This is a genomic window from Methanosarcina barkeri MS (genome assembly GCF_000970025.1).
GTDB lineage: Archaea > Halobacteriota > Methanosarcinia > Methanosarcinales > Methanosarcinaceae > Methanosarcina > Methanosarcina barkeri.
Genome location: NZ_CP009528.1, coordinates 3,287,973 through 3,314,010, shown reverse-complemented (window position 1 = coordinate 3,314,010; position 26,038 = coordinate 3,287,973). Strand labels below are relative to the sequence as shown.

The window sequence follows — 26,038 nt, the reverse complement described above, 5'->3', positions numbered from 1 at the left end:
TTCAGAGGCCAATTGCTCTTCTCCATATTATTTTTGTTGAGCTGATCCTAAGATAGTGTTACCGGGAATGAATTGACTGTGATACCTTTTAATTTGAAAATAAATCGGTTTTGGATGAGCTCTATTATTAAATAAGTTTAATTTTTAAAAATTTTTGTTAATTCAAAAACAAAAAATAAAGTCCAATTATAATTATGAATACAATAGCAAATACAAGGTAAGTATTTTCCCACATTTTTTTATACAGAGGCAACGATGCATAGTAATTATTGAAAGTTTCGAGTTCCTCATTTGACTCAAAATATTTTTTAGCGCCAAAAAAACTTTTAGTTATCGAGCAATTGGTGCAAATCCTTGCTTTTTTAAGTCTTGTTACTTTAAGGTGTTTTTTACAAATGATAGACCCACAATATGTGCAATACCATCTATTTTTCTCAATTTTATGATTGCAGATTTGACAAACTTTTGTATCGTTTCTTAATGTAATAAAGTCTCCAGCCGATTCTAAAAATGATACAATATAGTTTTTTTGTTTAGCTTTGATGTTTAAAGTCCATTCAGGATAATACAATGATCTACAGTCATGGATAGTAATATCTTTGGGTCTTGGAGTACATTTTTTGTTGTAAGTAACATTATTTTTTCCTTTATAAGTAACGTTTTTTGTGCGTGAATTAATGATTTCTGAAATTGCTTGATTTTTCAACTCATTTTCATTTTTTTGAAAATCTAATTTATCTTGTAAACAACTGCCATTTGTAATTTCTTTTTCATTGTTTATATCATTTAAAAGAAAATTCTCAAGTTCGTTTTTCAATTCATTGCCGGTTCTACCATCAATTATTAACTGTTCGTTTCCTGATTCTTCATGTATAACTCCTACAGAGGTGGCACATTGAGAATCTATATTATAATTGATGTAATAAATTGGATGAAATGTGGTTTTTAAACCTTCAACTGAAACTTGATCTTTGTTTATATTATTAACATTGTTAAAGTTAGACTCTAAAGTGTTTGTTTTAATAAATGATTCTGAAGAATAAGATACGCTTTTATTACTGATTGCTTCTATAACACCATTTTTTAAATTTACACCTAAATCACATGCAATTTCTTTTAATTTCTTACCATCAATTAGTTCTAATACCAAATTGTTTGATTGTTTGTTTACTTTTTCTACATAATCAACAGCAGTATCAGTAAAAGTACTGGAAGATACAATATACCCTTTTTTCTTGCCAGAGTATTCTAAGGTAGATACAGCAGAATGTAATTTTTGAACTACAGGTCTTCCTATCCCAGTTTTATGATGCTTACACTCCACTACAGCTTTAATAATTTCTCCAGAAGGAGAAACTTCATCCATTATGATATCTTTTCCACCGTCGTTTGTACGTGGTGTGACTACTACGTTTTTAAATCCCTTCTTCCTAAAGATATCTGCTACAAGTTCTTCAAATTCAAAACCATTTATATTCTTAAGTATAAGTTCTTGATTCATTCTCTCATCTTAGACTATATTTAGTAAGGCTCTCTGTCAATAGGGGTACACAAGTTCAATATAAATTATAAATAAATATCTTATGTTACAAATTTAATCAACTTGTAAAGACCTTTTGCATTTCGTATCTAGCAGGCTGGCGTTTAGTTCTGCTGTTTCTTCTTTTATGATATTATCGGAAAGGCCGCTCTCCTTCGTCGAGCGTGACAAGAACGACCCAATAAGGTAATACGGTTGTACGGGTCAGAATTTCATTTCTCAAGAATTTCCCAGTGGCCGCCTTTAGTAGGGCCTACCCTTTTGAGAATTTTCTCATCCTTCAAGTTTTTAATTTGCCATTCGACGCCTTTGTCAGTAATATCCAATTTTTCGGTCAGTTCTTTTGTAGTTATAGAAGGATTTTCTTTAATCAGGAAAATGATTTTCTCCCTAGTTTTCTCCCTAGTTTTCTCCCTAGTTTTCTCCTTAGTTGTTTTCCCAGTTACTTCCTTTTCCCCGGCTTTTTCTTCTGCTTCCATCTGTTTTCTCTTAAATGTGACAATAAACTGAGTCCCTACCTCTTTAAAATCGGTTTCAGGCTCTTTATAAAGTATAAGGCTGATGCCTCTGCCCCATTTTTCGATCAAATGGATTTCATGTAGAGTTTCAGCAAGCAGTTCATTTCTTCGCTCGGAAACCATTTATTCAATTATCATTTGAGTAGTCTTTTTGGTAGTCTTTTTGGTAGTTTCTTCTTGACTCAATGGGAACTCTATCTTGTAGAAATCGATGCCTCCAGAAACTATTGGTTCCACTCCGTAATGGACTTTCCAGCCGGTAAACATTTTATCAAATCCAGAGCCAGCATTCTCAGAGAGTTTTATGGCTCGAAAGATTCTTGCTATTGTGGGATTTCTGGGCATAGAGAAATCTTCTTTCATCTTTCATAATTGATTCCAGGTCTTTTGGGAGATGGCCCGGATTCATAACTTTGGAATAGAATTTCTTGCTTCTTTTACTTCGAAGTCTTCCCACTCAAGCTCTTCCAGTTTTTCCAGCAGCTTCTTCTGATCCATAATACTAACCCATTCTGTTTTTCATCCAAATTTGTTCCGAATTTTTAAACCTGTGACCATCTTCCAGTCTTTCAGACTACTTATCTGCCTACTTTTTATCTGCCTACTTTTACCCTTTTTATCAATTTTAAACCAGTTTAAGCCAAGAGTCTCGGATTCTTTCAGCCGGAAGTCAGAGTTCATACCCAAGCCCTGCCAGATTCTCCTTAATTTTCGTCTCCAGCTCCTCTGATTTCTTGAACTGCTCCGAAAGTTCTACAGTCAATTTTCTCATTTTCTCTTCAAATTCCTCATCATCATCTTCGGTCTCTTCAAAACCTACGTAACGGCCAGGAGTAAGTATATAATCGTGTTTCTTAATTTCATCAACAGTTGCAGCCTTACAGAAGCCAGGGATGTCTTCATACTCCCCGCTTTCAATCTTTTCTCCACGCCAGGCATGGTAGGTACCCGCAATTCTCTGGATTTCTTCGTCAGTAAGTTCGCGGTGGGTACGGTCCCGTAAAACTCCCATATTCCGGGCGTCAATAAATAGGACCTCGCCGCTCCGGTCGCGGAAACCGCTGTTTTGCTTATCTCGGGCAATGAACCATAGGCAGGCTGGGATTCCAGTATTGTAGAAAAGCTGACCCGGAAGTGCGATCATACAGTCTACAAGGTCCTGTTCAATGATATTTTTCCGGATTTCACCCTCACCAGAGGTATTTGAAGACATGGAGCCGTTTGCAAGCACAAAGCCTGCAATTCCAGTTGGGGAAAGGTGGTGGATATAGTGTTGAACCCAGGCGAAATTGGCATTGCCTTTTGGTGGTACTCCAAATTTCCAGCGGACATCTTCGGAAAGAAGTTCGCCTTTCCAGTCCGAATCGTTAAAAGGAGGATTTGAAAGGATGAAATCGGCTTTCAGGTCTTTGTGCAGGTCATTATGAAAAGAATCACCCCATTTAATGCCATCGTTGTCTATACCTCGGATAGCAAGGTTCATTTTGCAGAGTCGCCAGGTAGTCTGGTTTGATTCCTGACCGAAAATAGAAATATTTTCAAGACGGCCTTCGTGCGCTTCAATAAATTTCTCGCTCTGGACAAACATTCCACCCGAACCGCAGCATGGGTCATAAATTCGTCCTCGATAAGGTTCAATCATCTCAACAAGAACTCTTACTATACTTCTCGGGGTATAGAACTGGCCGCCGCGCTTGCCCTCTGCATCTGCAAACCTGCCGAGGAAATACTCATAAACTCGGCCAAGCACGTCTTTACTTCGGCTTTCCTTATCCCCAAGGCCGATTGTGCCTACAAGATCAATCAACTCACCCAGGCGCTGCTTGTCAAGTCCTTCCCTTGCGTAGTTCTTTGGAAGCACGCCTTTTAGAGTATTATTGTCCCGCTCAATTGCAGCCATGGCTTCGTCTACAATTTTCCCAATATTAGGCTGCTTTGCACTTCTCTCCAGATGGTTCCAGCGGGCTTCGGAAGGCACCCAGAAAACATTCTCTGCTAGATATTCTTCCGGATCTTCCGGGTCTGCTCCTTCCTCAACTTCCAATTGAAGTTTTTCGTGCATCTCCTCAAAAGCATCCGAGATGTATTTCAGGAAAATAAGGCCAAGTACTACATGTTTATACTCTGCTGCGTCCATATTGTTTCGGAGTTTATCCGCCGCCTGCCAGAGTTTTTCTTCAAAACCTAGATTTGCGCCGTTTGAGCCTGCTGTATTTTTTGTCATGGATTCTCAACACTTAAACAGTAACTCAGGATAGTTTGCATACTGGATAGAATTATTGATTTAAGTGTTGATCGCTATTTTCTGTCAATAGCAATATTTTGCTAAGAATAAGAGTTAGTCAGATGAGTTAGTCAGATGAGTTAGTCAGATGAGTTAGTCAGATGAGTTAGTAAGAAGAGTTAGTAAGAAGAGTTAGTAAGAAGAGTTAGTAAGAAGAGTTAGTAAGAAGAGTTAGTAAGAAGAGTTAGTAAGAAGAGTTAGTAAGATGAGTTAGTAAGATGAGTTGGTAAGATGAGTTAGTAAGATGAGTTAGTAAGATGAGTTAGTAAGATGAGTTAGTAAGATGAGTTAGTAAGATGAGTTAGTAAGATGAGTTAGTAAGTCCCATAGTTTTTTATTTCAGCTTTTTTATGGTTCCCACTGTCAGAATGCATTAAAATCCCTCAGTTCCTCAAAATAACGTGTTTAAATCTCCAGCCCGTCAACAGATCCTTTCTATTTTTGAATTTACCTGATTTTATTTCCATTCCATCAAGATCTGCGCACAACCTGTATACTCATCAATCTCTTCACCAGTCGCCACAAACCCACACTTTTCATAAAAGTGAAAGGCACTCTCGTTTTCTCTGTAAACTTTGAGAGAGAGCCTCCCTTTCAGGGTTTTTGCATATTCTAAAAGAGCTCTGCCAATTCCTCGACCCTGCATTTCCGGCGCAACGAAAAGGGCGCAGACATGTTTCCCAACAAGGGAGATGAATCCTGAAATCTGCCCTTCTTCCTCAAAAACAAAGTTTTCGGCGAGTGGAAGGTACTCCTCCTTCATTGCGTTCTTTTGCGAAGCCCAGAACGAGGCAGGGATAAAGAAATGTGCAATAACTGAGGCTTCGTACCAGATCTTTACCATCTCTTCAAGATCTGTTTTCCTGTAGCTTCTAATCAATTCATCAACTTTCCTTTATATTTTGGAGCAATTCATCGACTTTCCTTTATATTGGTCATTCATCGATTTTTCTTATTCCATGATCAACTTAATGGTTTCCCTATAATTTCTAACATTTATGCTTTTCCCTGTAATTGAAGATTATTTTACCTGCTTTCTATTTGTTAAGGTTTCTTTTACCTATGTAAAGTTAACAAATGCTTTCATAAATCAGGTATTCTAAACTGAAAGTCCCTGAAAGTCCTTGAAAATTCCTGAAAATCCCTGAAAATTTCTGAGCGTAACAACTGTGTATAAAAAATTATAAAAAGCACAAGCTATATATATAGTAAAAGTAGTCTAAAAAATGCCAGACCGAAAGAGCCTCGGCCTGAAAAAAAGCTTTCACAAAAATAAGTCCGAATCAAAAAGAAAAAGTCGGAAAAACTTGCTATTATTTCACTCCACTGACTCGATTTGGTGGATCAAGTCACTGGTGTATTTTTCAGAGAACTCCACCTGTGGACTGAATGGCACGATCTTTACCAGCTTCCCATATCTGGAGACGTACATATCAGGCCCATGTGAAGTTTTCACTTTTCTAAAAGTATAGCCGTTCACAAAGGTCACTATTTTAACCTCCAGTAGTTACTATGTCAGGCATACTATATTAAAATTTTTTTACTTAATAATCGTTATAGATTTTAGCTTCTGCAATTGATCTTTTCTCAATTAATTGCAATTTGATGTAATTACATATTTAATTACGAAGAGAAGGTTTTCCACTTCATTATTATATAGGTCATCTTTATAACTCCTCTTCATCCTCTTTGTCTCTGCCCACGAATTATCGTGCTTTCAAGCCGATCGACTCTTCAATAGCTTATTTGCTGATTTACGGAAAGAAGCCTGGCTTCAGGGAGATTTTGAGGACTACTCATGCAGAAGGCCAGTAAAAAACAAAATCTTTTTTTTCGAATTGTGCATGTATATGGGAGATGAGTACCAATCCAACTTCGATTAAGAACGATGAAAGCGAGATCGATGAAAGCGAGATCGATGAAAGCGAGATCGATGAAAGCAAAATCGATGAAAGCAAGATCGATAAAGGCAGGGTGGTTGTTTCGTGGACCGGAGGAAAGGACGGTTGTTTCGCATGTTACAGGGCAATCTCAAAAGGTTTTGAGGTCTCCCATCTTCTGAACTTCAGGGAAATTCAGAGGCGTGGCTCCCATGACATCAGTCCTGACCTGGTTTATGCACAAGCTGAGGCGCTTGGAATTCCTCTTATCCATAAAGACTTTGTTTCATATGAACAGGAGTTCAAAAAAGTGGTCCGTAATTTAAGGGATAGCGGGGAGAAAATAGATGGGGCTGTTTTTGGGCATATTGACACACACAAAAACCTTGTAGACAGGATCTGTGGGGAACTGGGCCTCGAGTTAATAATGCCTCTCTGGCAGAGGAATTCCGAACAGATCATAAATGACCTCATAGATTCTGGGTTTGAGGCGATCTTGCTCAGCGTCAAAGCCGATTTGCTAGGGAAAGAGTGGCTGGGCCGAAAGATCAATGAAAATTTCATACGCGACCTGAAAAATCACAATCCTTCAATCGATCCGTGTGGTGAAAACGGGGAGTTCCATACTTTTGTTACCGACGGCCCGTTGTTCAAAAACAAAATAAAGGTCATGGAGAGTGAAATGGTCTTAAGAGGAGGCTATTGGTTCCTGGAGATCTCAAAGTTCAATGTCGAGAAAAAATAAGCCTGTACATCAGATTTTCAAAACCTGCATATTTGGCTTCATCTTTAATCATGCCTATTTTACTTCGGAACCTATCTTTTTTGTTCGTATTACATATGCCCTCAACCGCAAAAATATAACTAATCTAAGGAAACCGATAGTTGGTTGTGTCTTCAAGTTATTAAACTGAAACTCTAATCATTAATAATTTCTTTAAACCCCATATTTAAAGCGGTGGCGTGAACAGATCCATGCAAGCAACGAAGTGCGCCAGTACAACTCCTTATATGTTATCTGGATTTTGTCTTCAAGAGTATATTTTGGTGAACGGGAAAAGCAATTTGGGTCAAAAGTAGTTCTGAGCAAAGGAAAGTTGGGACCAAAGAAAGGCTAGGACCAAAAATAGTCCAGACTCAAAAGTCCAGACTCAAAAGTCCAGACTCAAAAGTCCAGACTCAAAAATAGTCCAGACTCAAAAATAGTCTAGAACCAAAAATAGTCTAGAACCAAAAATAGTCTAGAACCAAAAATAGTCCAGAATCAAAAATTTAAGGAATAGAAACAGTTAGAAGCCGGTGCTAGTTACCTGAATTTTTCTATTATTTTCAGCAGTTCGTCTTCATTCTTTGCAAGGGAGACTATAGCCATTTCTACCATAAGGTTAACAATCCCGTCGGAGAGAGAACGAAAGTCGGTTCGAACCCCGATAACAGGCTTTTCCTTTGCATAAGCGTAGCCTATCTCCCAGGCAGTTCCTGAATCTACATCCACACCATCAAGGACTGCAACTACAATGTCAGAACCGTCTACACCTTCTACACATTTATTGAAAATACATTCTTGGTTCAGTTTTTCGCGTTCGTCTATGGTATCCTCTGCGTCTTCCTGGGGCAAAAAAACCGAAAAGCCTTTACTGAGAAGCAAATCTCTCAATCTACGGTTATATTCGAGTTCTGCATGACTGAAGAGGGGGCCTGCAAGATAGATTTTCTTCTTCTTGTTCATGATTTTTTTCTTCCTGAAACTTTAAGGGGTATATAGCAAATTTTCCTATATAGTAAAAGATTCTCCAAAGATAAAATCATTTACCTGTGAACTATCTGTGAACTTTCTGTTTCCGGCGCTAAGTGCCTTAGCAATTCTCATCTGGAATATATTTATATATTAAAAAATTTAAGTCTTACTGATTTAAAATTATATGAATCGTTCTCTATAGAATAATGAAAGAAAACCTTCACAATTTAATTTACTGACAAATTTGGGGAGTTTCCTTTATAAGACTTCCTTATGATTAAGCAGCTTCTAGCTAGATGCTCTGAGCCGCGGAAAGTAAACTTCTGGTCCTTTACGAAAGTAAGCAATCAGCAGTAGGTTTGGACTCAAGGCAGAAGCTTTCAGGAAAAATTCTCAATTATCAAGTAGATTTCCTTTGAGATCTGTTTATGAACAAGCATATCTAACTCAACATATCTAACTCAACATATCTAACTCAACATATCTACTAACTCACTTTCTAATTCGATTTCGAGAGATCATATCTAATTCCCTTTATTATTCAATTATGAACAGAATATCTACTGATATCGATTACAAGCTGATATATACTTTGAAAAACTGTATTTAAGAAGAAAAAGGTATGGCTCTGCAGCCGGAGCCAGCTTTTCGAGCAGATCTCGTAACATCAATTAATAATAGAAACAGATTTTATATTTGTTTTTTCCAATAACAAATTTAATTATCTTGTATTAGTATTACACAGGCAGTGACACTTATGATTAAGGCTGGAATAATAGGAGCTTCGGGATATACGGGAGGAGAACTCCTGCGCTTGCTCGTTAACCACCCAAATGTTAAGCTGGAGCTGGCAACTTCCCGAAGTCTTGCAGGGAAGCCCGTAACGAGCACTCATAAGCATCTTGAAGGTTTTCTCGACCTCAATTATGAAAATCCTGATTCTGAAGATATCAGGGAGCGTTGTGACGTAGTCTTTCTTGCAGTACCTCACGGATCTGCCATGAACTATGTACCTGAACTGCTTGATGGCAACACTAAGGTTGTTGACCTTAGCGCAGACTATAGGCTTGAAACCTCGGAATTTGAGAAAATCTACGGGATAAAGCATAGTGACCCAAGGAATGCTGTTTACGGGCTTGTAGAGCTCCACCCCGAAGTTGCAAAAGAGAATTTCGTGGCAAATCCAGGATGTTTTCCTACAGGTTCAATCCTTGCAGCAGCACCACTTGCAGCAGCTGGACTTCTCGATATTGCGGTTTTTGATTCCAAGACAGGAATCTCAGGAGCAGGGATCTCGCCCACTCAAAACTCACATTATCCAAACCTGGCGGAAAATATCATCCCATACAAACTTACAGCTCACAGGCATAAGGCTGAAATTGTCCAGGAACTGACAGGGCTTGAAGGAAAGCTTAGGAACATCAATTTCACTCCCCACGTAATTCCATCTATCAGGGGGATCTTTACAACTGCTCACCTCTTTACAAAGGAACCTCTCTCCGCGGACGACTTAAAGACGATTTACGAGGAATTTTACAGGGACAGGCCGTTTATAAGGTTCCCTTCAGGAGTTCCCTCCCTAACCGCAGTCAGAGGTTCTAACTTCTGCGATATAAGCTTTGAAGCTGATAAAGAAAATAACAGGGTTGTTGTCCTCTCGGCAATCGATAACCTGGTCAAAGGCGCATCAGGGCAGGCTATTCAGAATATGAACCTTATGTTCGGGCTGGACGAGAAATCTGGGCTCTGGATGCCTGCTGCGGCTCCGTAAGCATAGCCAAAGCAAGAAAATATAACTGGTGACGGATTAAATTAAAGAATAAAATTTGTCTCAAGGGGTATAGTCAGATGAAGGTAAAAGATGTCATGAACCCGAACGTTGTTTTCTGTAAGCCTGATGATACAGTCCGGGAAGCGGCAAGAATCCTGAAGGAAAACGATATAAGTGGAGCACCTGTCCTTGAAGGTGAGGAGCTTGTGGGAATCATAAGCGAAGCGGACTTGTTAAAACTGCTGATACTCCCCGAAAAGGGGGAACTCTGGCTTCCAAGCCCCTTTGAGGTTATAGAGGTTCCTATCAGGGAACTCCTTGGCTGGGAGGAAACAAAGAATATGCTCTCTGATGTGGGTTCCACAAAGATAGAAGAGATTATGATAAGGGATGTGCACACGATCTCTTCCGAGGCATCTATTGAAGAGGCATCCGAGCATATGATAAGGCACAGGATCAACAGGCTTCCTGTAACTGAAGACAACCGCGTGGTGGGGATCATTACTCGCGGTGATATTATCAAAGGTCTTGCAAAGCTCTGAGGAAAAAGGAGAGTCTTTCATGAAGGAAATCGAAGGTGGAATCTGTGCAGTAAAGGGCGTATCTGCAAACGGGATTAAAGCCGGAAAACTGGGATTGACTGTTATTCTTGCAGAGGGGCCGGCAGCAGGCGTTTTTACAAAAAATAAGGTCACGGCAGCTCCGGTTACTCTTAGTAAGGGAGTAATTGATACTCATCACCGTCTTTCGGGATTAATTGTAAATAGCGGAAACGCTAATGCCTTTACAGGTGATGACGGCTTTCTGGATGCTATGGAGATGGCATCCGTACTTGCCCAGAATCTTGGTCTTGAAGCTGACACGGTTGCAGTTGCCTCGACAGGAGTAATTGGCAGAAGGCTTGATGTCTCCTTAATCACGGAACATCTTCCTGAAGTTCTCAATGGGCTGGGCAGTTCTCCTGAGTGCAGTCGTGAAGCTGCAAAAGCAATGATGACCACGGATAGAGTCATAAAAGAAGTAGCTATTGAGATGGACTGCGGGATCAGGATCGGAGCAATTGCCAAAGGTTCGGGGATGATCGAGCCCAATATGGGAACTATGCTCTGTTTTGCATATACCGATGCGAAAGTGCCTGCCGACGTACTGGATGCTGCTCTCAGAATAGCAGTGGATAAAACTTTCAATATGGTTGTGGTGGATGGGGACACAAGCACAAACGACATGGTACTCCTTACTTCCACCTGCAAGTCTGGAGTCAAGCCCTGTATGGATTGTCTGGATGACTTTGAGGAGGGGCTGATTTATGTCTTCACCGAGCTTGCAAAGAAAATGGCAAAAGACGGAGAAGGAGCTACAAAACTTATTGAAGCTAGGGTAGTGGGCGCAAAAACACATGAGGACGCTAAATTTGCTGCAAAGGCAATTGTACGTTCTCCTCTGGTTAAGTCAGCAATTTTTGGAAAGGACCCAAACTGGGGAAGGGTTGTAGCCGCCGCAGGCTATTCAGGTGCCGAACTTGAACAGGAACTGCTTTCCCTTTCTTTCTCAGGAGGAGGAGAAGTGGTTGAACTTGTAAATTCCGGCGAGATTTCCAGTTCTTCGGATCTCAAACTTTTGAAAAAAATAATGGCAAATGAAGAAATTGTCATTACCCTTGATCTCAATCTGGGAGAGGAACAGGCAACAGCCTGGGGTTGCGACCTGACCTATGACTATGTCAGGATTAACGCCGAATATACTACCTGATGGTGAAACATAGTTTAATGCAGTGTTGGATACTTAATACAATATTGAACACAGCTTAAAGCCAGTATATTACTTATTGCAATACAGGACTGAAAAAACAGGACTGAAAAAACCAGCTTGAAAAAGTAAGACTGAAAATACAGGACTGACTGAATGAAAATACAGGACTGACTACAGAATTGATGTACAGGCTGAAAAACAGGTAACAGGAAATAAAATATGTAACTCGGATTAATTCGAAATTTAAGCAAAATTACTTCGGGAAAAATCCTGGTTTCTCCTAATTCCTGAAAATTATTTCAGGTTTATATCTATATTTCCAGGGGGTTTGTTAAGTGGATATACAAGAATGGGAACAACGCTACAAAGATGCTGTTTACAATGTCAAAAAAGCACTTCCTTATCTGGATGGTATGTTTGTAGCTTACAACAGTAATATTGATGCTATCAAACACCTTACAGACAAAGAACTGTCCATGCTTATGGGGCTTTTTAACGAAGCTGACGTTCAGGCAAGAGTTGAAACATACCCGAGAGAAATAAAAGAGCCTCTGGATTTCATGGCTCGCCTGCTGATTTCCATGCGAGAAGGAAAAGCTGCTGAAATTCCTACCCATACCTCAGATATTCATGAATGGCTGAAAGATAATCTGGGTTTTGACTATGCACGCATGGGCGGCCAGGCAGGAATAATTTCTAATCTTCTCTCTCGTCTAGAAATAAAAAAAGTCATAGCATATATCCCCTGGCTTTCTGAAGAACAGGCAGAATATTTTGTGGCTTCTGACAATCTTCTGCACCCTAAGGTAGAAGATGGAAAGGTTGTACTTAAACCCCCACTGGAAGCCTTCAAACCCGGAATAGAATCAAAAGTCAACTGGATCTTTGAGTATTCCAAAGGCATGGACGTAACCTGCGGTGGAAGCAAATTCCAGATTCCGAGAGATAACCGTCTTATAATTTCCTCCCGCCCGAAATGGATCCGCCTTGACATGGACAGGGAAATCTATGAGCACCTTGACTCACTTTTTCCGATTGACGGGGCAATGCTTTCAGGTTATCAGATGATAAAAGAGCAATACGAGGATGGGTCTACGTATAAGGACTACGTTTTGCATTCCGTGAAAGCTATTGAGAAACTCAAGGCTTTAAATCCTGAACTCCGCGTTCATGTAGAACTTACATCTATTCAGAACCGGGTAATAAGAAAGGCTATCCTGACTGAGATTGTCGCCAAAAATGTTCATTCCCTAGGTCTTGATACTGTGGAAGTGGCAAATGCTCTGAACGTCCTGGGGCATGAAGAACTCTCTTATTCCGTGATAAGAAAAGAAGAGAATGGGATTACCTCGCTTTACCATGGAGCTGTTCAGCTTTTAAAGGACCTGTCACTTGAAAGAGTCCATGTGCATTCTCTTGGCTTTTACATCTGTATCCTTGCAAAAGGCCATCCTCTTACACTTAAAGAACATAGGGATGCCCTGCTCTTTTCCTCAACTCTTGCCGGTGCCAAAGCCCTTAAAGGAAAAATTGAGAACCTTGAGGACGTAGAAGCAGGGTTGGAGGTCCCGGTTTCTAGTAAAGGCCTGGAAGACTTGGAGAACTTCAAGGTTTACTGTGTAGGGAAGAAACTCTGTACCCCTGAGGAGTTCGAATACGGATACCTCTATGGGCCTGATCATGATGCAGTTTTAATTCCTTCCAAGGTAGTAGATAAGCCCAGAGCAACAGTCGGGATAGGCGATGCGATCTCGGCAGGAGCTTTTGCAGCCATGCTTGCAAGAATAAAGCAGGAACAGGCATGAAAATAAATTCTCTTTGACTTATCCGATATCCGAAGTACTTATCCGATATCCGAAGTCGTACATTTATCTTCTATTCATTTTCTTTCCATTCATTTGCCTTCCATTTGCCTCCAATAAGCTTATCGTTCGTACCGTTCGCCTTCCATTTGCTTTCCATTTGCTTCCACTCGCCTCCTATTTCACGGATACAGGAACTGATTAGATGAATATACTTTGCGGATATAATGTCAATATAGATTCGGTGTACCGAATTAGTGGAGCCGAGATTTCGGAACTGCTGGAAACTTTCGAAGAGGCTGAAATTCTTGACAAAATCGAGAACCCCCCCGGAAAAATCTTTTCGGAATCGGATTTTGTAGCAGGGCTTGCCTACTGTATGAAATACGGATGTGGAGCCGAGTGGCTTGTTTTTGATCAGTCCGTTTTCGAGTTTCTTAATAGCCGCTATTTTGAGAAATCCCTTGTAAGAATGGGCGGAAATGCAGGAATAATGGCAAATGCTCTTTCCCAGTTGGGAGCTTCCAGGGTAATACCGAATGTTGCAGTGCCCTCTAAAACACAGCTTTCTCTCTTCTCAAAAAAAGCGATCTATTTTCCGGAACCCTCCATGCAGATAACGGAAAACGAGAGGAAAAGTCCTGAAGAAAATAAAGGTGCTTTTTCCAGCAGCCAGGAACCCATACATTTCGTCTTTGATTTCTCCGAGGGGGAGATATTTTCCCTTTATGGGACAGAGGTTCGGGTCCCGAGGGAAAATCGCTTCATAGCTACCTGCGATCATTTGAATCTCAGGCTTTTTGTCAACCCTGCTTTTGAGCAATATGCTCTCCAACACGCCTGCGAGCTTGATGGAGTACTTATATCGGGTTTTCATCTCCTGCTTGAGAACTATCCCGATGGCCGTACTTATAAGACAATTCTTGATGATACTTTCTCTCAGCTAAAAAGCTGGAAAACCAGAAACAATAAGCTTCAGATTCATCTGGAATTCGGACATTTTGCAAGTAAAGAAATTGCAAATTTTGTCTTTCTGAAGTTTGCAAAACTTTCAGATAGCCTTGGAATGAATGAAGACGAGCTTGCAGTGTTTTCTAATTTACATGGCGTCTCTGGAGAAAGACTTCAGCGTATGGAGGCAGATGCTATATCCAGTGCGGCTTTCAGGTTGGCATCAGGGCACGGGCTTAAGAAGCTCATAATCCATACCAGGGAATTTGTGCTGGCTGTGTTTAAAACTGATTGTGAGTTTAATTCCAGAGCAGTTTCTGAATTTGAAATGGATGAATCAGAAAGTTCAATTTTGCAGAGGGCAGCCCGAGAAAAGCTTGAAGCCCTGGAATTTGGAGTCAGGTGTGCAGGCGTGTATGCAGCTTCAGGCAGGCTTGAAGGACGGGAATTTGTGGAAGAGGAAGCTTCGAAACTTCAGGAGAGTCCATTTGGAAGAGAACAGATTGCAGCTTTCGTTAAGGCTTTTAATGGAAATATTCTTGAGCAGGGGGCTTATACTTTGAAGGGGAACTATATTATTTGCATGTTGCCTACAATGCTTTCCAGATCTCCAGTAACCACGGTAGGGCTGGGAGATACGTTAACAGCAGGGACTTTTCTCAGGGGGCTTGAGTTGAACGTACAGGCTTAAACCCGAACTTTTTGACCTCAATTATACGCTTGACTGCGGACAGGTCTTCCGATGGGAACGAGAAGGAGACTGGTGGACAGGCGTTGTTGGAGACCAGGTTATTCGGCTTTCGCAGGATCACGGGCAATTGATTGTTGATTCTAAACTCTCGCCTGAGGTTCTTACTCGTTATTTCCGCCTGAACGACAACCTGCCTTCTATTTACGAAAGCATAAACCGGGATCTGCTGATCGACAGAGCAATCCGCAAATATCGGGGCCTGCGGCTGATCAGGCAGGACCCCTGGGAATGCCTTATTTCATATATGCTCTCTACAGCCTCAAGCATTCCCACAATCCAAAAACGAATCTGCTTGCTCAGCCGGTCTTTCGGTCAAGAAATCGAGCCAGGATATTTCAGCTTTCCTGACCCTGAAACTCTTGCAAATGTCGATCCCTCCGAGCTTGACAAATGTAAGCTGGGCTTCAGGACCCAGAATATAATAGCCGCAGCCGAAGAAGTTGCGTCGGGCGAGCTGGACCTTGACGTGCTTTTCCGCCTGGAGTACAGGTATGCGCGGGAACGCCTTATGAGGCTCAGGGGCATAGGGGAAAAAGTTGCTGACTGCGTGCTTCTTTTCGCTTTTGATAAAATGGAAGCTTTTCCAGTTGATACCCACATCAGGCAGATCATCCAGCATTACCATATAGATGACAGTTACTTTGAAACCTGCAAAAACATGAGCTGTATGGGGGACTGGGGAAGGGAATATTTTGGACACTACTGCGGGTATGCCCAGGAGTATTTGTATTATCAGAAAAGGATGGAAGGGTTTGTAAGTCTTTATTGAGTTTCGTAGAAGAATTCTTCCTCAAATTTGAAGAGGATAGAGTTCCATCTAATTATTTACTCTTTTTAAAACGCAAAACTAAGTTCTTTAATTCATCAATCTTGTCAGCCACAAGCTTTGGAACATCTGTTTCCATTTCGTAAGAGACAAGTGATGGAATTATTGGAATGGCAACCTTCAGTTTTTGAGTTGTACTCAAGGGAGAATACAGTTCGTAGAGCACTTCATCAATCTTTACTTTCATTTCAGGTATATCATTTTTAATCTCTTCCAGATTTTGTTGAATAGTATCCAGATATTCCTGTGGATTTTGCAGTTCATCTACTGATTCTATTAATCTGTCAACTGAAATATGTAAATATTTGATTTCGTTTGAAATAGAAGTTGTTTCTTCTTTGATCGTTTTGATATCTTTTACTACCTGATCTGGCATCGAGCTAAATATTGGTATTAGTCCTACAAGTCTCGAAACTATCTCATATTGTTTTGCAAGATCATTTACATTTCGTATTTCTTCGATTTCTTCAAATATATGTTCGTAGCCTGGTATATGCGGCATTCTCATTCTGAAAGTTTCGATCAAACCTTCAATATTTTGTGTCATTTCTTCCTGACTACCAATTTCCCATTTCTGAACTTCTTTACTGACAGCACATGCAATTTCTTCTGCATCCGTATCTTTCGATTCCTTGCACGCGATTTTTGCTTTCTCTTGGATTTCTTCAAGAAGCTCTTTTAGGTGTCTATCTAGGATAGGCAACCCTTTTCTCAGAGTTATTGTTGCAAAAGGTGCTGTCTCTTCAGTATCTCTCATTAATTCTGCTGCACGATCACAATATTTTCTATAAAAATTGAGCTCGCACTTTGTTGCCTCTAAGTCTATGTTTTCCAGATTCTGGATCTCTTTTAATGCATTTGCAAGATTTTCAACAGCTTCTAAAAGCAATTTCTTGCTCTTTGAACCTTTAATTGCATTTTTAGCATCTTCAATATCTCTATCTACATACCCGTCTATTTTTCTCTTTAATTCATGTTTTCCGAAAACAATAGAATAGAATGAACGATAAAATGGGAGACAAAAATGTGATGGTCTATATAATCCATATTCAGGCTCCGCTTTTTCAAAAAACTTAATAGCTGTTTCTAGTTCTCTTCTGTAATCATCTTCTTTGGCTTGGGATGCTTTGAATATGGAAACTTTTCCAAGGGAATAATTTGCGGATTCTCTTGTTATTTTATCGCTATCCTTACTGAGTATAATTAAGTCGTTCCATGCCTTTTGTTTGTTTGGAATATGAGGAAATACAAAGCCAAGGGAATAGGCAACATTACTTCGCACATTACACTCTTCATCATTGGTTAGCCTATGTAAATCATTCGATGCCTGTTCTTTATCCGGAATATAGGCAAACGCAGAACCTAAGGATGAAGCGACACCAGCTCGAATATTGCTGTTTTCATCATTGGTGAGTTTGTGTAAGTCGTTCCATACTTGGTTTTTATCAGGAATACAAAAAAATACAGAACCGAGAACATCAACGATGCCCTTTCGCACACCACTATCTTGATTCTTGGTTAGCTCATGTAGATCATTCCATACTTTTTGTTTATCTGATACATAAGGAAAGGCATAGCCAAGAGCATAGGTTGCAGTCCTTCGAACATCACTATCTTTATCGTTTGTAAGTTCAATTAAATTGTTCCAAACCTCTTCTTTGTGTGGTAGATAAGAACCAACAAAACCAAGGGTAGAGGCTCCAGTCTGTCTCACACGCCAATCTGCATTATTTGTTAGTCCTATTAAATCGTTCCATGCCTTCTCTTTATCCGGAACATATAAAAAAGAAAAGCTAAGTGTAGAAGCTACAGCTTTTCTTACATATCCATCTACATCATTTGTTAGTCCTATTAAATCGTTCCACGCCTTTTCTTTATTAGGTACATATGAAAAAGATAATCTAAGGGTAGAGACTAAAGCTCTTCTTACATGTCCGTCTACATCATTTGTTAGTCCTATTAAATCGTTCCAAGATTGTTCTTTATTTGAAGTATTAGGTAAAGAAGAGCTAAGGGCAGAAGCTGCATAGTGTCTCACATAATCGTCTTCATCATTGGCAAGTTCAATCAAATCATTCCATGCTCTTTCTTTATTTGACATCTCAGAATACGCAGAGCTAATGGCAAAGATTGCATCGCGCCTTACGTATCTCTTATTACTATCATCACGGGCAAGATTGTACAAATCATTCCATGCCTGTTGTTTATCTACCAGTGATGAAAAATTATCTCTTAACTTATGCAATGCCTTGATATGTTCCTCTGGATTTTTGCTAAGGCATTGCTTGTGAATCTTCTCTTGATCTATCAACTGCCCAACACCATAAGTTTCAATAAAACTTCAAGCTTAAAACGATTTCTTTTTGATTTTTGGGATTGAAGATTCGCTAAAAAAGATTTTTGCAGAAAAAATCTGCTTTGCATAAACTCAGTTAATTGAGCTCAACTTAGTTTCCATAAAGAATTTATGTCCATTCCCTCAAAAAAACCCTGAAACCCTGATATTCCAACCCGCAAATCCCTTCATCCTCTATAACCTCAAAGCCCTCATTCACACTCCAATGCACCCATTTCCCAAAGGAACACTCATAATCCGGTCTTTGAGAAGCCCTCTTACTGTCGGTGATTTGCTCCAGATTCCAAAAACGTATTTTCCGTTTTCGTATAACCTTCTAAACCTCAAATACTTCTCATTCCTTTCAAGCTTCACTTTGGGATTGGTTTAAGTACTTTTTCACCAGTTCCGTGTCTTTCAGTAACTTAAAACTCACAAATCCTCCGGCAATAATATTCGTATAAAATGTAAAAGCTCTCCATGCTGCCACTGTAATTCCGAGAATATTTGCCGGCACAAAGATTGAAAAGAGGGAAATCGCGGCAAGTTCCGCTATCCCACTTGAACCTGGGGTTAAAGGCATAACTAGAATAATCATGAGTAAAACCTGTACTGCAAAAGAAATGAGTATTGAAGGAGACTGATTAAGACCCATAAGAGTTATCGGAAGCGAGGAAAACTCTGCTATCCAGTATATGACTGTGTATATCAGCCCGGAATACAGGCCTTTACGCCCGTCTGTCAGAAAGATATTCATGCTTGAATGAAATTCGTCAATTTCCCTGTCAATCGACCCTGATAATCTCTGCAGTTTGTATCCTATTTTCTTACCACTAAAACGTCCAATCCATTTCATAAGGCAATTTATGACGAGCTTAATAAAACGAGGTTTCATGGGTGCATATATCAGGAGGGCAAAGACAATTATTGAAAGGAGTTCTCCTAATATAATCAACGTATCCATTCTGGGATCTGACAGTACACCACGGAGAAAATATAGCGAAAAAGGTACGGCTAACAGGATCAACAGAGCGTCCAGTACGCGTTCTCCCAGGACAACTGCAGTAGCCTGTCCAACCGGCATTTTTTTCTGTCTCAGAAGATGAATTCTCAAAGGTTCTCCACCTATTGAAGAGGGCGTAAGCGCTGCAACAAAAGTGCTGGAAATTACCATTTCTATAGAGGTTTTAAAATCTATTTTATGCCCCAGTGCAGATGCCATTGACCTTATGCGCAGTCCCCAGATAACGAAAGAAAATAGATGGATAACAAGTGCAGCTATTACATATTCAGGCTTGATATCCCTAACAACTTCAATTGTTGTCTTATCAAGAGTAAAGATGAGAACAAACACTATTGAAATTATACTGATCAAAATTGAGCTTGTTATCCACTTTGTGTAATTTCTCATGAAAACACAATCCGTTAGACCTTATTCAGAATTATTCAACTGCAATAGTCTTATTCAACTGCAATAGTCTTATTCAACTGCAGTAGTTCATTATTCAACTGCAATAGTCTCCATTACAATACCCTAATTATACTTTTTGACTTATCTTACTATTTGATTCAAGGAGTTCTTTGAACGTTGCAGTAGGAGTAAGGTCTTTAGATAGTTTTTTCATAATTTCAACCTTCTGGTGGATCTTTTCATCTTTTAAAAGCTCTTTTATCGACCGAAGTATCTCTTCTGGAGACGCGCTGTAATCCAAACGTTTGCCATAACTTTCAAGGTCAACCACGGAAGCGTTATTTTCCTGCTCACTATGGTTCATATCCGGAAACGAAAGTACTGGAACCCCGAAAGTAAGAGCTTCCATTATAGTGCTATGTCCTCCCGGGGCAATCACAAGATCAGAAGCCTTGAGGTAAGGGAACTGGTCATTAATAAAACGCTTAATTGTAACATTTTCTGGAAGGTTTGAGAAAACATCAGGATTTAGGCTCGGCCCCGAAAGGAGAGTGTAATTTATGCTTTTGTCAAGTTTTGCAACTTCGATAACCTTTCTGAATATAGGTTCTCGATATCCAAATCCCCCTATTAAAGATAATACATGGGGTTTTTGCAAGACTTCAGCCTTCACATCGTCATATTTTTTAAGGGTGAGAGGTCCACTGAAAAACAGATTTTTGGAAACCTTTTCTTCAAAAGCAAGATTTAGCCGGCATACGGTATAAGGCATTGGGAAATCAGGAATTACTATTCTGTCAACTCTTCTGAAAATGCAGCTATAAAACTGTTTAATTATTCCGCCCATCGTTCTTAGGGCAATGCCTCCATTTTTAAAGAAAGTTTCCATGTTTGACTGATTAACTATAAGGTAAACAGGAATTCCGCTGACTTTAGAGGCCACTACTCCTGTAAAATAACTATCTGAAACTACAATATCAGGTTTCTTTTCTTTTAATAAGCTCAGAACCTTAAAAATAGCAAAAACACTCCCGTTTTTCAGTGTAGATATAATTGACCTTTTCAGGTTCAGGGAACCGGACTCACCCACAAGTTTTATTTCCGGGGGGATTTCAACGGTCTTGTATCCTTTTCTCTCGATAAACTCCTTTGAATAACCATATGCTCCTAAATAAACTTCATGGCCTGCAGCTAACAACTCCCGGCCCAATGCGATACAGCGGCTGGTATGACCTAACCCTTCACCGCATATAAAAACGAGTACTTTCATCCTTGAACCTCTTTTTAAAAATTCGAATAGTTAAGAAATAAGAAATAAAAGCAAGTATAATTCCGCCAATCATATCCGTGATCCAGTGTATGCCAAGATACAGTATTGAAAAAAGGATGAAAATGGTTGTTCCTACCGCAAAAACCTTGTAACGCCTGAGATCTGTCTTGAAAAGTATAAACATCGTTGCCATTACCGAGAGTGCAGCATGCAGACTTGGGAAGCAATTGTTAAGACCGGGACTACAGATAGTTACTATCCCCAGGATGGCCGGATTCAATTGATATAGCAAAGGGACCACTCCTGGCAATACATGCCCTGTCACATTTACTGGGAAAAATATGTAAAAAATGTAAGCTATCAAATATATAAGCATAAAAGTAATTGCATACTCTTTAAGAGCTTCATCATCCTGGCTAAACAGGAATAATATAAATGTAAAGATCAAAAGGAATGAAAATCCAACCAGATAAACTGCTCCACAAAAGTATGTCAGCGTTGGATTGGCTATGCTCTGGAAAATACTCACTTTAGTGCCTTCCAGCATCAACATATACCTATCATAATTGAGAGAGGGACTGAGACCCAGGAGGTTTGAAATTTTTCTTTGTGAATCCATAAGTATGAAGATAAATGCTGCCGAAGCTACATAAGGTAGAATCTCTGAAATCCCGGGCGACCTAAGGTTTCTATAATAATATTTGGGCCGAAGAGGTTCCGGCACAAAAATATAATAGCCTGCTGGCACTGAAAATATCAGAGACAGCGTTATCATAAAGTCTAGTTGATTTGAGGATATCATTTAATGTGCGCCTCAGTGTTTGAATACCTTAATCCAAAAACAGATAATTATGAAATATCTCTTACTGTTATCCGATTTATTAGGTTTTTTACATAGAATAACACAACTATATATTAATTGTGGAGAATAATGGTACACTTTAAGTTTTTTAAATATAACTATCTCTGTTGGTCAGTACGTTTTATTTCGATGAGCAATTTATTCACTTCTCTTTTATCCCTGTTTTATCCCAAAACGATTTCGTTTTTTAATTTCTTTATTGCAGTTATATATTGTATGCAGGCGACCCGTTATTTTATTTCAACTTAAAACTTGTTTCTTTTATATGATCGTTCTAAAGTATCAAAATGGAATTGAAATTTCTTCAGCGTTTAACCTTTTGCGTCGACTGCTATTTTATTGTATATTTAACTTTCAAATTTTTTGAATTTGCGGAATCATTTCAGGATACAATCCTTAGTTTCCAAATATTAAGCGCACATGTGAGTAATGAAAATATGTAAGGTTAATTATCACGATTTTAAAATTCTGCTACAAGTCCTTTACTTATGTAAGCACAATGATATCAGGGACATTTATTCGTCTAAAAATGCGGAATTTAAGTACGCAACAGTCAATTAGGATTTCAATAAAAAATTTAAAAAAAGGAAGGATTAAGAAAATCCTTCACTCAGAGAATTTATCTGTTCTTCCTGACGATGTAGAAGACTGACAGCAGTCCGAAGATTGCTGGGACGATCTCAAAGCCAGGAGCGCTGCTCTTTGTTTCGGTGGTGTTGTTTGCAGCAGCTGGTTCTGGTGTAACTGGGGTCTCCATGTTTGTAGGAGCGCTCGCGTTTACATCTTGAGTTTCTTCAGTGTTGTTCACAACTGGTGTAGTAACACTCATGTTATCGGTAGCTGTTGTGTTATCGATGCTGGTGTTACTTAGGGTGGTTGTAGTGGTTCCGTTACCAATGGTCTGCTCAACGTATGGGTAGTATCTGAGATCGTTGGAGTCGGCAATCTTGAAGTACATTCCCTCTCCGATTTCCTGATCAGAGTCTTTAGTCAGACTGAATGTATCATCATTGCTGATGTTAATGCTTGCACCGTTAAGGGAAACATCGTTAAGTTTGCCGAATTCATCGTCAGATTCGATCTTCCTTGCGTTTGCGTAGTCAATGAGCCAGAGACCATCGATCTGTGCAATACTGTCGACTGCGCCCTGGAATACCTGGTTGACATGGACTTTCAGGACAGGAACATCGTCTTCGCCCTGCACGTCGTCAACTTTGCAAGTCCAGATATGATCGCCAGTGTCAGTTGAGACGATCTCGTCATCTACGTATTCTCCATCTTTGTCGAATTCAAGCCAGACTTTATTACCGTCAACATCTACCTGCTTGGCCTGGAGAGAGTATCCATCACCGAGGTCAAGGGAGTCGCCGGTCTTGAGAGTGTACTTGTCATCGCTGTCAAGAACGAGCTTGGCAAGCTTGCTGGCATCGGTGGATTTCAGTGGTACATACTTCTGGGCAAAGAAGCCAAGAACAGGGTACGTTCCATTGAATACGTCATCGGCATCATAATCAACCTTGCTTATAGTGGTGCTGTATTTGAGGCCGTTTTTAGGAATAGTTCTTCCGTTAACGCCAGAAACACTCATAGTTTCGGTTCCAACGTTCTTTTTCAGGTCGTAGAAGAATCCAGCAAAGTTGTCTGAAGTCCAGGTGTAAGACTTTGTACCGGAAACAACGGTTCCTCTTACATCATAGGTTCCAGAGGTTGTTTGCTGCTTGTAGGCATAGAACCTGAGATCATTGGAGTCAGCAACCTTGAAGTATAACCCTTGCCCGATTTCCTGATCAGAGTCTTTAGTCAGGCTGAATGTATCATCATTGCTGATGGTAATGGTTGGGCCATTGATAGAAACATCGTTGAGTTTGCCGAATTCATCGTCAGAGTTGATCTTTATTGCGTTTGCGTAGTCAATGAGCCAGATAGCATCAATCTGTGCAATGCTGTCGACTGCGCCCTGGAATACCTGGTTGACATGGACTTTCAGGACAGGAACATCGTCTTCTCCCTGCACGTCGTCAACTTTGCAAGTCCAGGTATGATCGCCAGTGTCAGTTGAGACGATCTCGTCATCTACGTATTCTCCATCTTTGTCGAATTCAAGCCAGACTTTATTACCGTCAACATCTACCTGCTTGGCCTGGAGAGAGTATCCATCACCGAGGTCAAGGGAGTCGCCGGTCTTGAGAGTGTACTTGTCGTCACTGTCGAGAACGAGTTTGGCGAGCTTGTCAGCACTGTTAGACTTCAGTGGGATATACTTGTCTGCGAAGAAGCCAATCACACTGTAGTTGCCCCAGTCGTCATATTGGTATTCGGCGTTTCCGATTGTTGTCTTGTATACTAAACCGTTCTCTCCGATAGTCCTGCCGGAAGTACCAGCAACGTTCTTAATGGTAAGAGACTCGGTTGTCACATTGTCATCAATGTCGTAATAGAATGCTGCAAATTTGTTAGCATCCATTGTAATAGATGTACCGTTACCATATGCAGAATTTGCAAGGATGTCGGTTAAACTTGAGCCATTGTACACAGGGCCGCGGATCTCAACTGTACTAGCTGCTGAGGTTGTATTATTATCATCAGCCATTGCGGCGGATGCAAATACAGTCAGAAGCATGAGAGCTGCCAGTGCACTGGCTACAAATCTCTTCATTTTGTTGTTTCCTCCATATTTGTTAAGGTATACTATATGTAAGAGAATTATCGGGATCAATATTTTAAGGGGGTTCATCATTCTTCATCAATCTGATTCATACGTTACGTTCATTGTCGAAGAACGTTTCGTTTCTACTCATCCCGAAAATTGGTTTACACCGTTTTATAAAATGGGGTTTTATAAATCTTTTGTGGTCCCGAATTTATGCAGTCTCAGGAAACTTGGCATATTTTCAATATGTTCCGGCATAATTTGGAGATTTAACTCGTCGACTATCTAAAAATCTAATTGTTCGAAGATTGTACTAATGTTCGACAATTGTACTAATCTTCGAATAATGTACCAGAATCGTTATTATGTCTAATGAAGACTGAAAACTGAAGGTTATTGTGGTGAATAATCGGGATCAACACTACAAAATATTTCAAACCTTCCTCCCTAGAAGAATGTGGCGGAACCTTCTTCCATAGGAGAATGTGGCGGGTTTCCCAAGTTTCTTCCATGTTTCCCGCCACCATAAATACTTTCAATTTTTGTTCAGTAAGCGTAAAAGTTTTCGTCTATTTTTAACTGACCAGGATGTCTCAATAGAGTTTAAAACCAGTGAAGTAGAATTCAGATAATGAGACTAACTCAAAATTTTGACCGCCCAGAATACATGATTGATGCTTTCTTTACGTTACCTGCAACATGGCTTGCAATTCGGTTTAAATACCATATTGAAGGTTTCTTAAAAAGTGCTAAGTTTATTGGAAAAGAATAGCTAAAAGCTGTATTTCGATTATACTGGAACGATGTAAATAAAACGATGGGCAATCAAATTATTTAGAGTCTTTGAATTCCCACATTTCGATAAAACCATCAACCAGAGTATCGAGAAAGCTTTCTTTGTAGCATATAAGGAGTTCTGCAATCGCGGAAGGGTCAATGACTGTGAATTTACTTATCCTGCCGATTTTTTCTCTTTCAATTATTCCGGCTTCTACAAGTTTGTTCAGGTTCCAGGAAACGGTTGAAGGAGAGAGACCAACAGCCTGTGAGATTTCTTTGTTATTCATTCCCGGATTATTGAGGAGCTGAAGAAGTATATGTCTGCAACCGGATCTTCTTAAGAAAGACATTATTTTTCTCTCGGTTTCGCTTAAGCTCCTGTCTTTTACGAAATAACGTACATAATCTCCATCATTCAAAGCCCTTATCATATTTTTCTTTTCCAGATACTGAAGGTGGTACTGCAGGTTGCCAACTACCATCTGCAGCCTCCGCTCAAGTTCCCGGAAGTGAATACCAGGAGATTTTTTAATTTGTTCGTAAATTCTTCTTCTAGTCTCTAGTTCGAATTCCATTTTACCTTACTCGTTTGTTATCATGGAAAGAAAAAACAACGCAAGCACAACAAAATTTAGTAAACTTCCCCAAATTTCGGGGTATTCACCTGCTTGAGGGAAAAAAATATCTGCTGCATCCAGAAAATTCATTGCCGAGTAGAAAAAAAACGCTAAAGATAAAATAAAAAGCTTTTTCCTACGCTCTCGACGATATGCAAGGTGAGAAACAACAAAAAGGATTAACGCTAATAAACTTGATATAAGCTGGATTATTTGATCTGGTTCAGTCAGCATGGACTTCAGTTACCTCCATCAACGCATTACATTAAATCAAACATTAAAATGTCAAGTTTTAAGACGCAT

Annotated in this window: 19 protein-coding genes and 1 pseudogene; 7 read left to right on the top strand and 13 right to left on the bottom strand. The window is 39.8% G+C overall.

The features are described 5' to 3' along the window. Window positions 1-157: 157 nt before the first annotated feature. The 5 genes from MSBRM_RS13305 to MSBRM_RS13285 form a co-directional block, all read right to left on the bottom strand. Window positions 158-1,501: a restriction endonuclease gene (locus MSBRM_RS13305; RefSeq protein ID WP_048155970.1), complete on the bottom strand. Its 1,344-nt coding sequence runs from the start codon at window positions 1,499-1,501 to the stop codon at window positions 158-160. A 251-nt stretch (window positions 1,502-1,752) separates the two neighbouring features. After that, on the bottom strand, window positions 1,753-2,181 hold the full coding sequence (locus MSBRM_RS13300) for a winged helix-turn-helix transcriptional regulator (protein ID WP_048121049.1): 429 nt from the start codon (window positions 2,179-2,181) through the stop codon (window positions 1,753-1,755). Then, window positions 2,182-2,421 carry an ATP-binding protein gene (locus MSBRM_RS13295; RefSeq protein ID WP_048121047.1) on the bottom strand — a complete coding sequence of 80 codons (240 nt, stop codon included), beginning with the start codon at window positions 2,419-2,421 and terminating at the stop codon, window positions 2,182-2,184. It lies immediately after the preceding gene. Between the two features lie 307 nt (window positions 2,422-2,728). Next, a complete protein-coding gene (locus tag MSBRM_RS13290) occupies window positions 2,729-4,282 on the bottom strand; it encodes a class I SAM-dependent DNA methyltransferase (RefSeq protein ID WP_048121045.1) in 1,554 nt (517 codons plus the stop codon). 517 nt (window positions 4,283-4,799) lie between these two features. Further along, window positions 4,800-5,222 (bottom strand): N-acetyltransferase, encoded by a 423-nt coding sequence (locus MSBRM_RS13285; protein ID WP_048121044.1) that lies wholly within the window; start codon window positions 5,220-5,222, stop codon window positions 4,800-4,802. Between the two features lie 977 nt (window positions 5,223-6,199). On the opposite strand from MSBRM_RS13285, the gene MSBRM_RS13280 reads away from it, so the two are divergent. Beyond that, a complete protein-coding gene (locus MSBRM_RS13280) occupies window positions 6,200-6,967 on the top strand; it encodes a Dph6-related ATP pyrophosphatase (protein WP_176722079.1) in 768 nt (255 codons plus the stop codon). Window positions 6,968-7,528: 561 nt separating this feature from the next. On the opposite strand, the gene MSBRM_RS13275 is transcribed toward MSBRM_RS13280, so the two are convergent. Then, on the bottom strand, window positions 7,529-7,951 hold the full coding sequence (locus MSBRM_RS13275; protein ID WP_048121043.1) for a nucleoside 2-deoxyribosyltransferase: 423 nt from the start codon (window positions 7,949-7,951) through the stop codon (window positions 7,529-7,531). Between the two features lie 766 nt (window positions 7,952-8,717). On the opposite strand from MSBRM_RS13275, the gene argC reads away from it, so the two are divergent. The 6 genes and pseudogenes from argC to MSBRM_RS13245 form a co-directional block, all read left to right on the top strand. After that, on the top strand, window positions 8,718-9,731 hold the full coding sequence (gene argC / locus MSBRM_RS13270; protein ID WP_048121042.1) for an N-acetyl-gamma-glutamyl-phosphate reductase: 1,014 nt from the start codon (window positions 8,718-8,720) through the stop codon (window positions 9,729-9,731). A gap of 77 nt (window positions 9,732-9,808) precedes the next feature. Continuing rightward, a complete protein-coding gene (locus tag MSBRM_RS13265) occupies window positions 9,809-10,273 on the top strand; it encodes a CBS domain-containing protein (protein WP_048121041.1) in 465 nt (154 codons plus the stop codon). Window positions 10,274-10,292: 19 nt separating this feature from the next. Beyond that, the gene (gene argJ, locus MSBRM_RS13260) at window positions 10,293-11,480 is read left to right on the top strand and encodes a bifunctional ornithine acetyltransferase/N-acetylglutamate synthase (RefSeq protein ID WP_048121040.1); all 1,188 of its coding nucleotides are present in this window, start codon (window positions 10,293-10,295) and stop codon (window positions 11,478-11,480) included. A gap of 335 nt (window positions 11,481-11,815) precedes the next feature. Next, window positions 11,816-13,285 (top strand): ADP-specific phosphofructokinase, encoded by a 1,470-nt coding sequence (pfkC, locus tag MSBRM_RS13255; protein WP_048155968.1) that lies wholly within the window; start codon window positions 11,816-11,818, stop codon window positions 13,283-13,285. Window positions 13,286-13,487: 202 nt separating this feature from the next. After that, entirely contained in the window at window positions 13,488-14,924 is a 1,437-nt protein-coding gene (locus MSBRM_RS13250; protein ID WP_048155965.1) for an ADP-dependent glucokinase/phosphofructokinase, read from the top strand. Continuing rightward, a pseudogene (locus tag MSBRM_RS13245) lies at window positions 14,914-15,753 on the top strand (DNA-3-methyladenine glycosylase family protein); the annotation flags it as partial. The gene MSBRM_RS13250 and the pseudogene MSBRM_RS13245, both read left to right, overlap by 11 nt. A gap of 52 nt (window positions 15,754-15,805) precedes the next feature. Here the strand turns inward: MSBRM_RS13245 and MSBRM_RS13240 are convergent. The 7 genes from MSBRM_RS13240 to MSBRM_RS13205 form a co-directional block, all read right to left on the bottom strand. Next, complete coding sequence (locus MSBRM_RS13240) at window positions 15,806-18,121, bottom strand: HEAT repeat domain-containing protein (RefSeq protein WP_052712895.1); 2,316 nt, start codon at window positions 18,119-18,121, stop codon at window positions 15,806-15,808. Window positions 18,122-18,509: 388 nt separating this feature from the next. Further along, window positions 18,510-19,520 carry a lysylphosphatidylglycerol synthase transmembrane domain-containing protein gene (locus MSBRM_RS13235; protein WP_230668881.1) on the bottom strand — a complete coding sequence of 337 codons (1,011 nt, stop codon included), beginning with the start codon at window positions 19,518-19,520 and terminating at the stop codon, window positions 18,510-18,512. Window positions 19,521-19,683: 163 nt separating this feature from the next. Next, window positions 19,684-20,826: a UDP-N-acetylglucosamine--N-acetylmuramyl-(pentapeptide) pyrophosphoryl-undecaprenol N-acetylglucosamine transferase gene (locus tag MSBRM_RS13230; protein WP_048121025.1), complete on the bottom strand. Its 1,143-nt coding sequence runs from the start codon at window positions 20,824-20,826 to the stop codon at window positions 19,684-19,686. Further along, window positions 20,798-21,628, bottom strand: a complete 831-nt coding sequence (locus tag MSBRM_RS13225; protein ID WP_048121024.1) for a phosphatase PAP2 family protein — start codon at window positions 21,626-21,628, stop codon at window positions 20,798-20,800. The genes MSBRM_RS13230 and MSBRM_RS13225 overlap by 29 nt, the downstream gene beginning before the upstream one ends. A gap of 679 nt (window positions 21,629-22,307) precedes the next feature. Then, a complete protein-coding gene (locus MSBRM_RS13220) occupies window positions 22,308-24,425 on the bottom strand; it encodes an S-layer protein domain-containing protein (protein WP_329957085.1) in 2,118 nt (705 codons plus the stop codon). Window positions 24,426-25,168: 743 nt separating this feature from the next. After that, the gene (locus MSBRM_RS13210; RefSeq protein WP_048121020.1) at window positions 25,169-25,693 is read right to left on the bottom strand and encodes a winged helix-turn-helix transcriptional regulator; all 525 of its coding nucleotides are present in this window, start codon (window positions 25,691-25,693) and stop codon (window positions 25,169-25,171) included. A 6-nt stretch (window positions 25,694-25,699) separates the two neighbouring features. After that, window positions 25,700-25,969: a hypothetical protein gene (locus tag MSBRM_RS13205; RefSeq protein WP_048121018.1), complete on the bottom strand. Its 270-nt coding sequence runs from the start codon at window positions 25,967-25,969 to the stop codon at window positions 25,700-25,702. Window positions 25,970-26,038 lie beyond the last annotated feature (69 nt).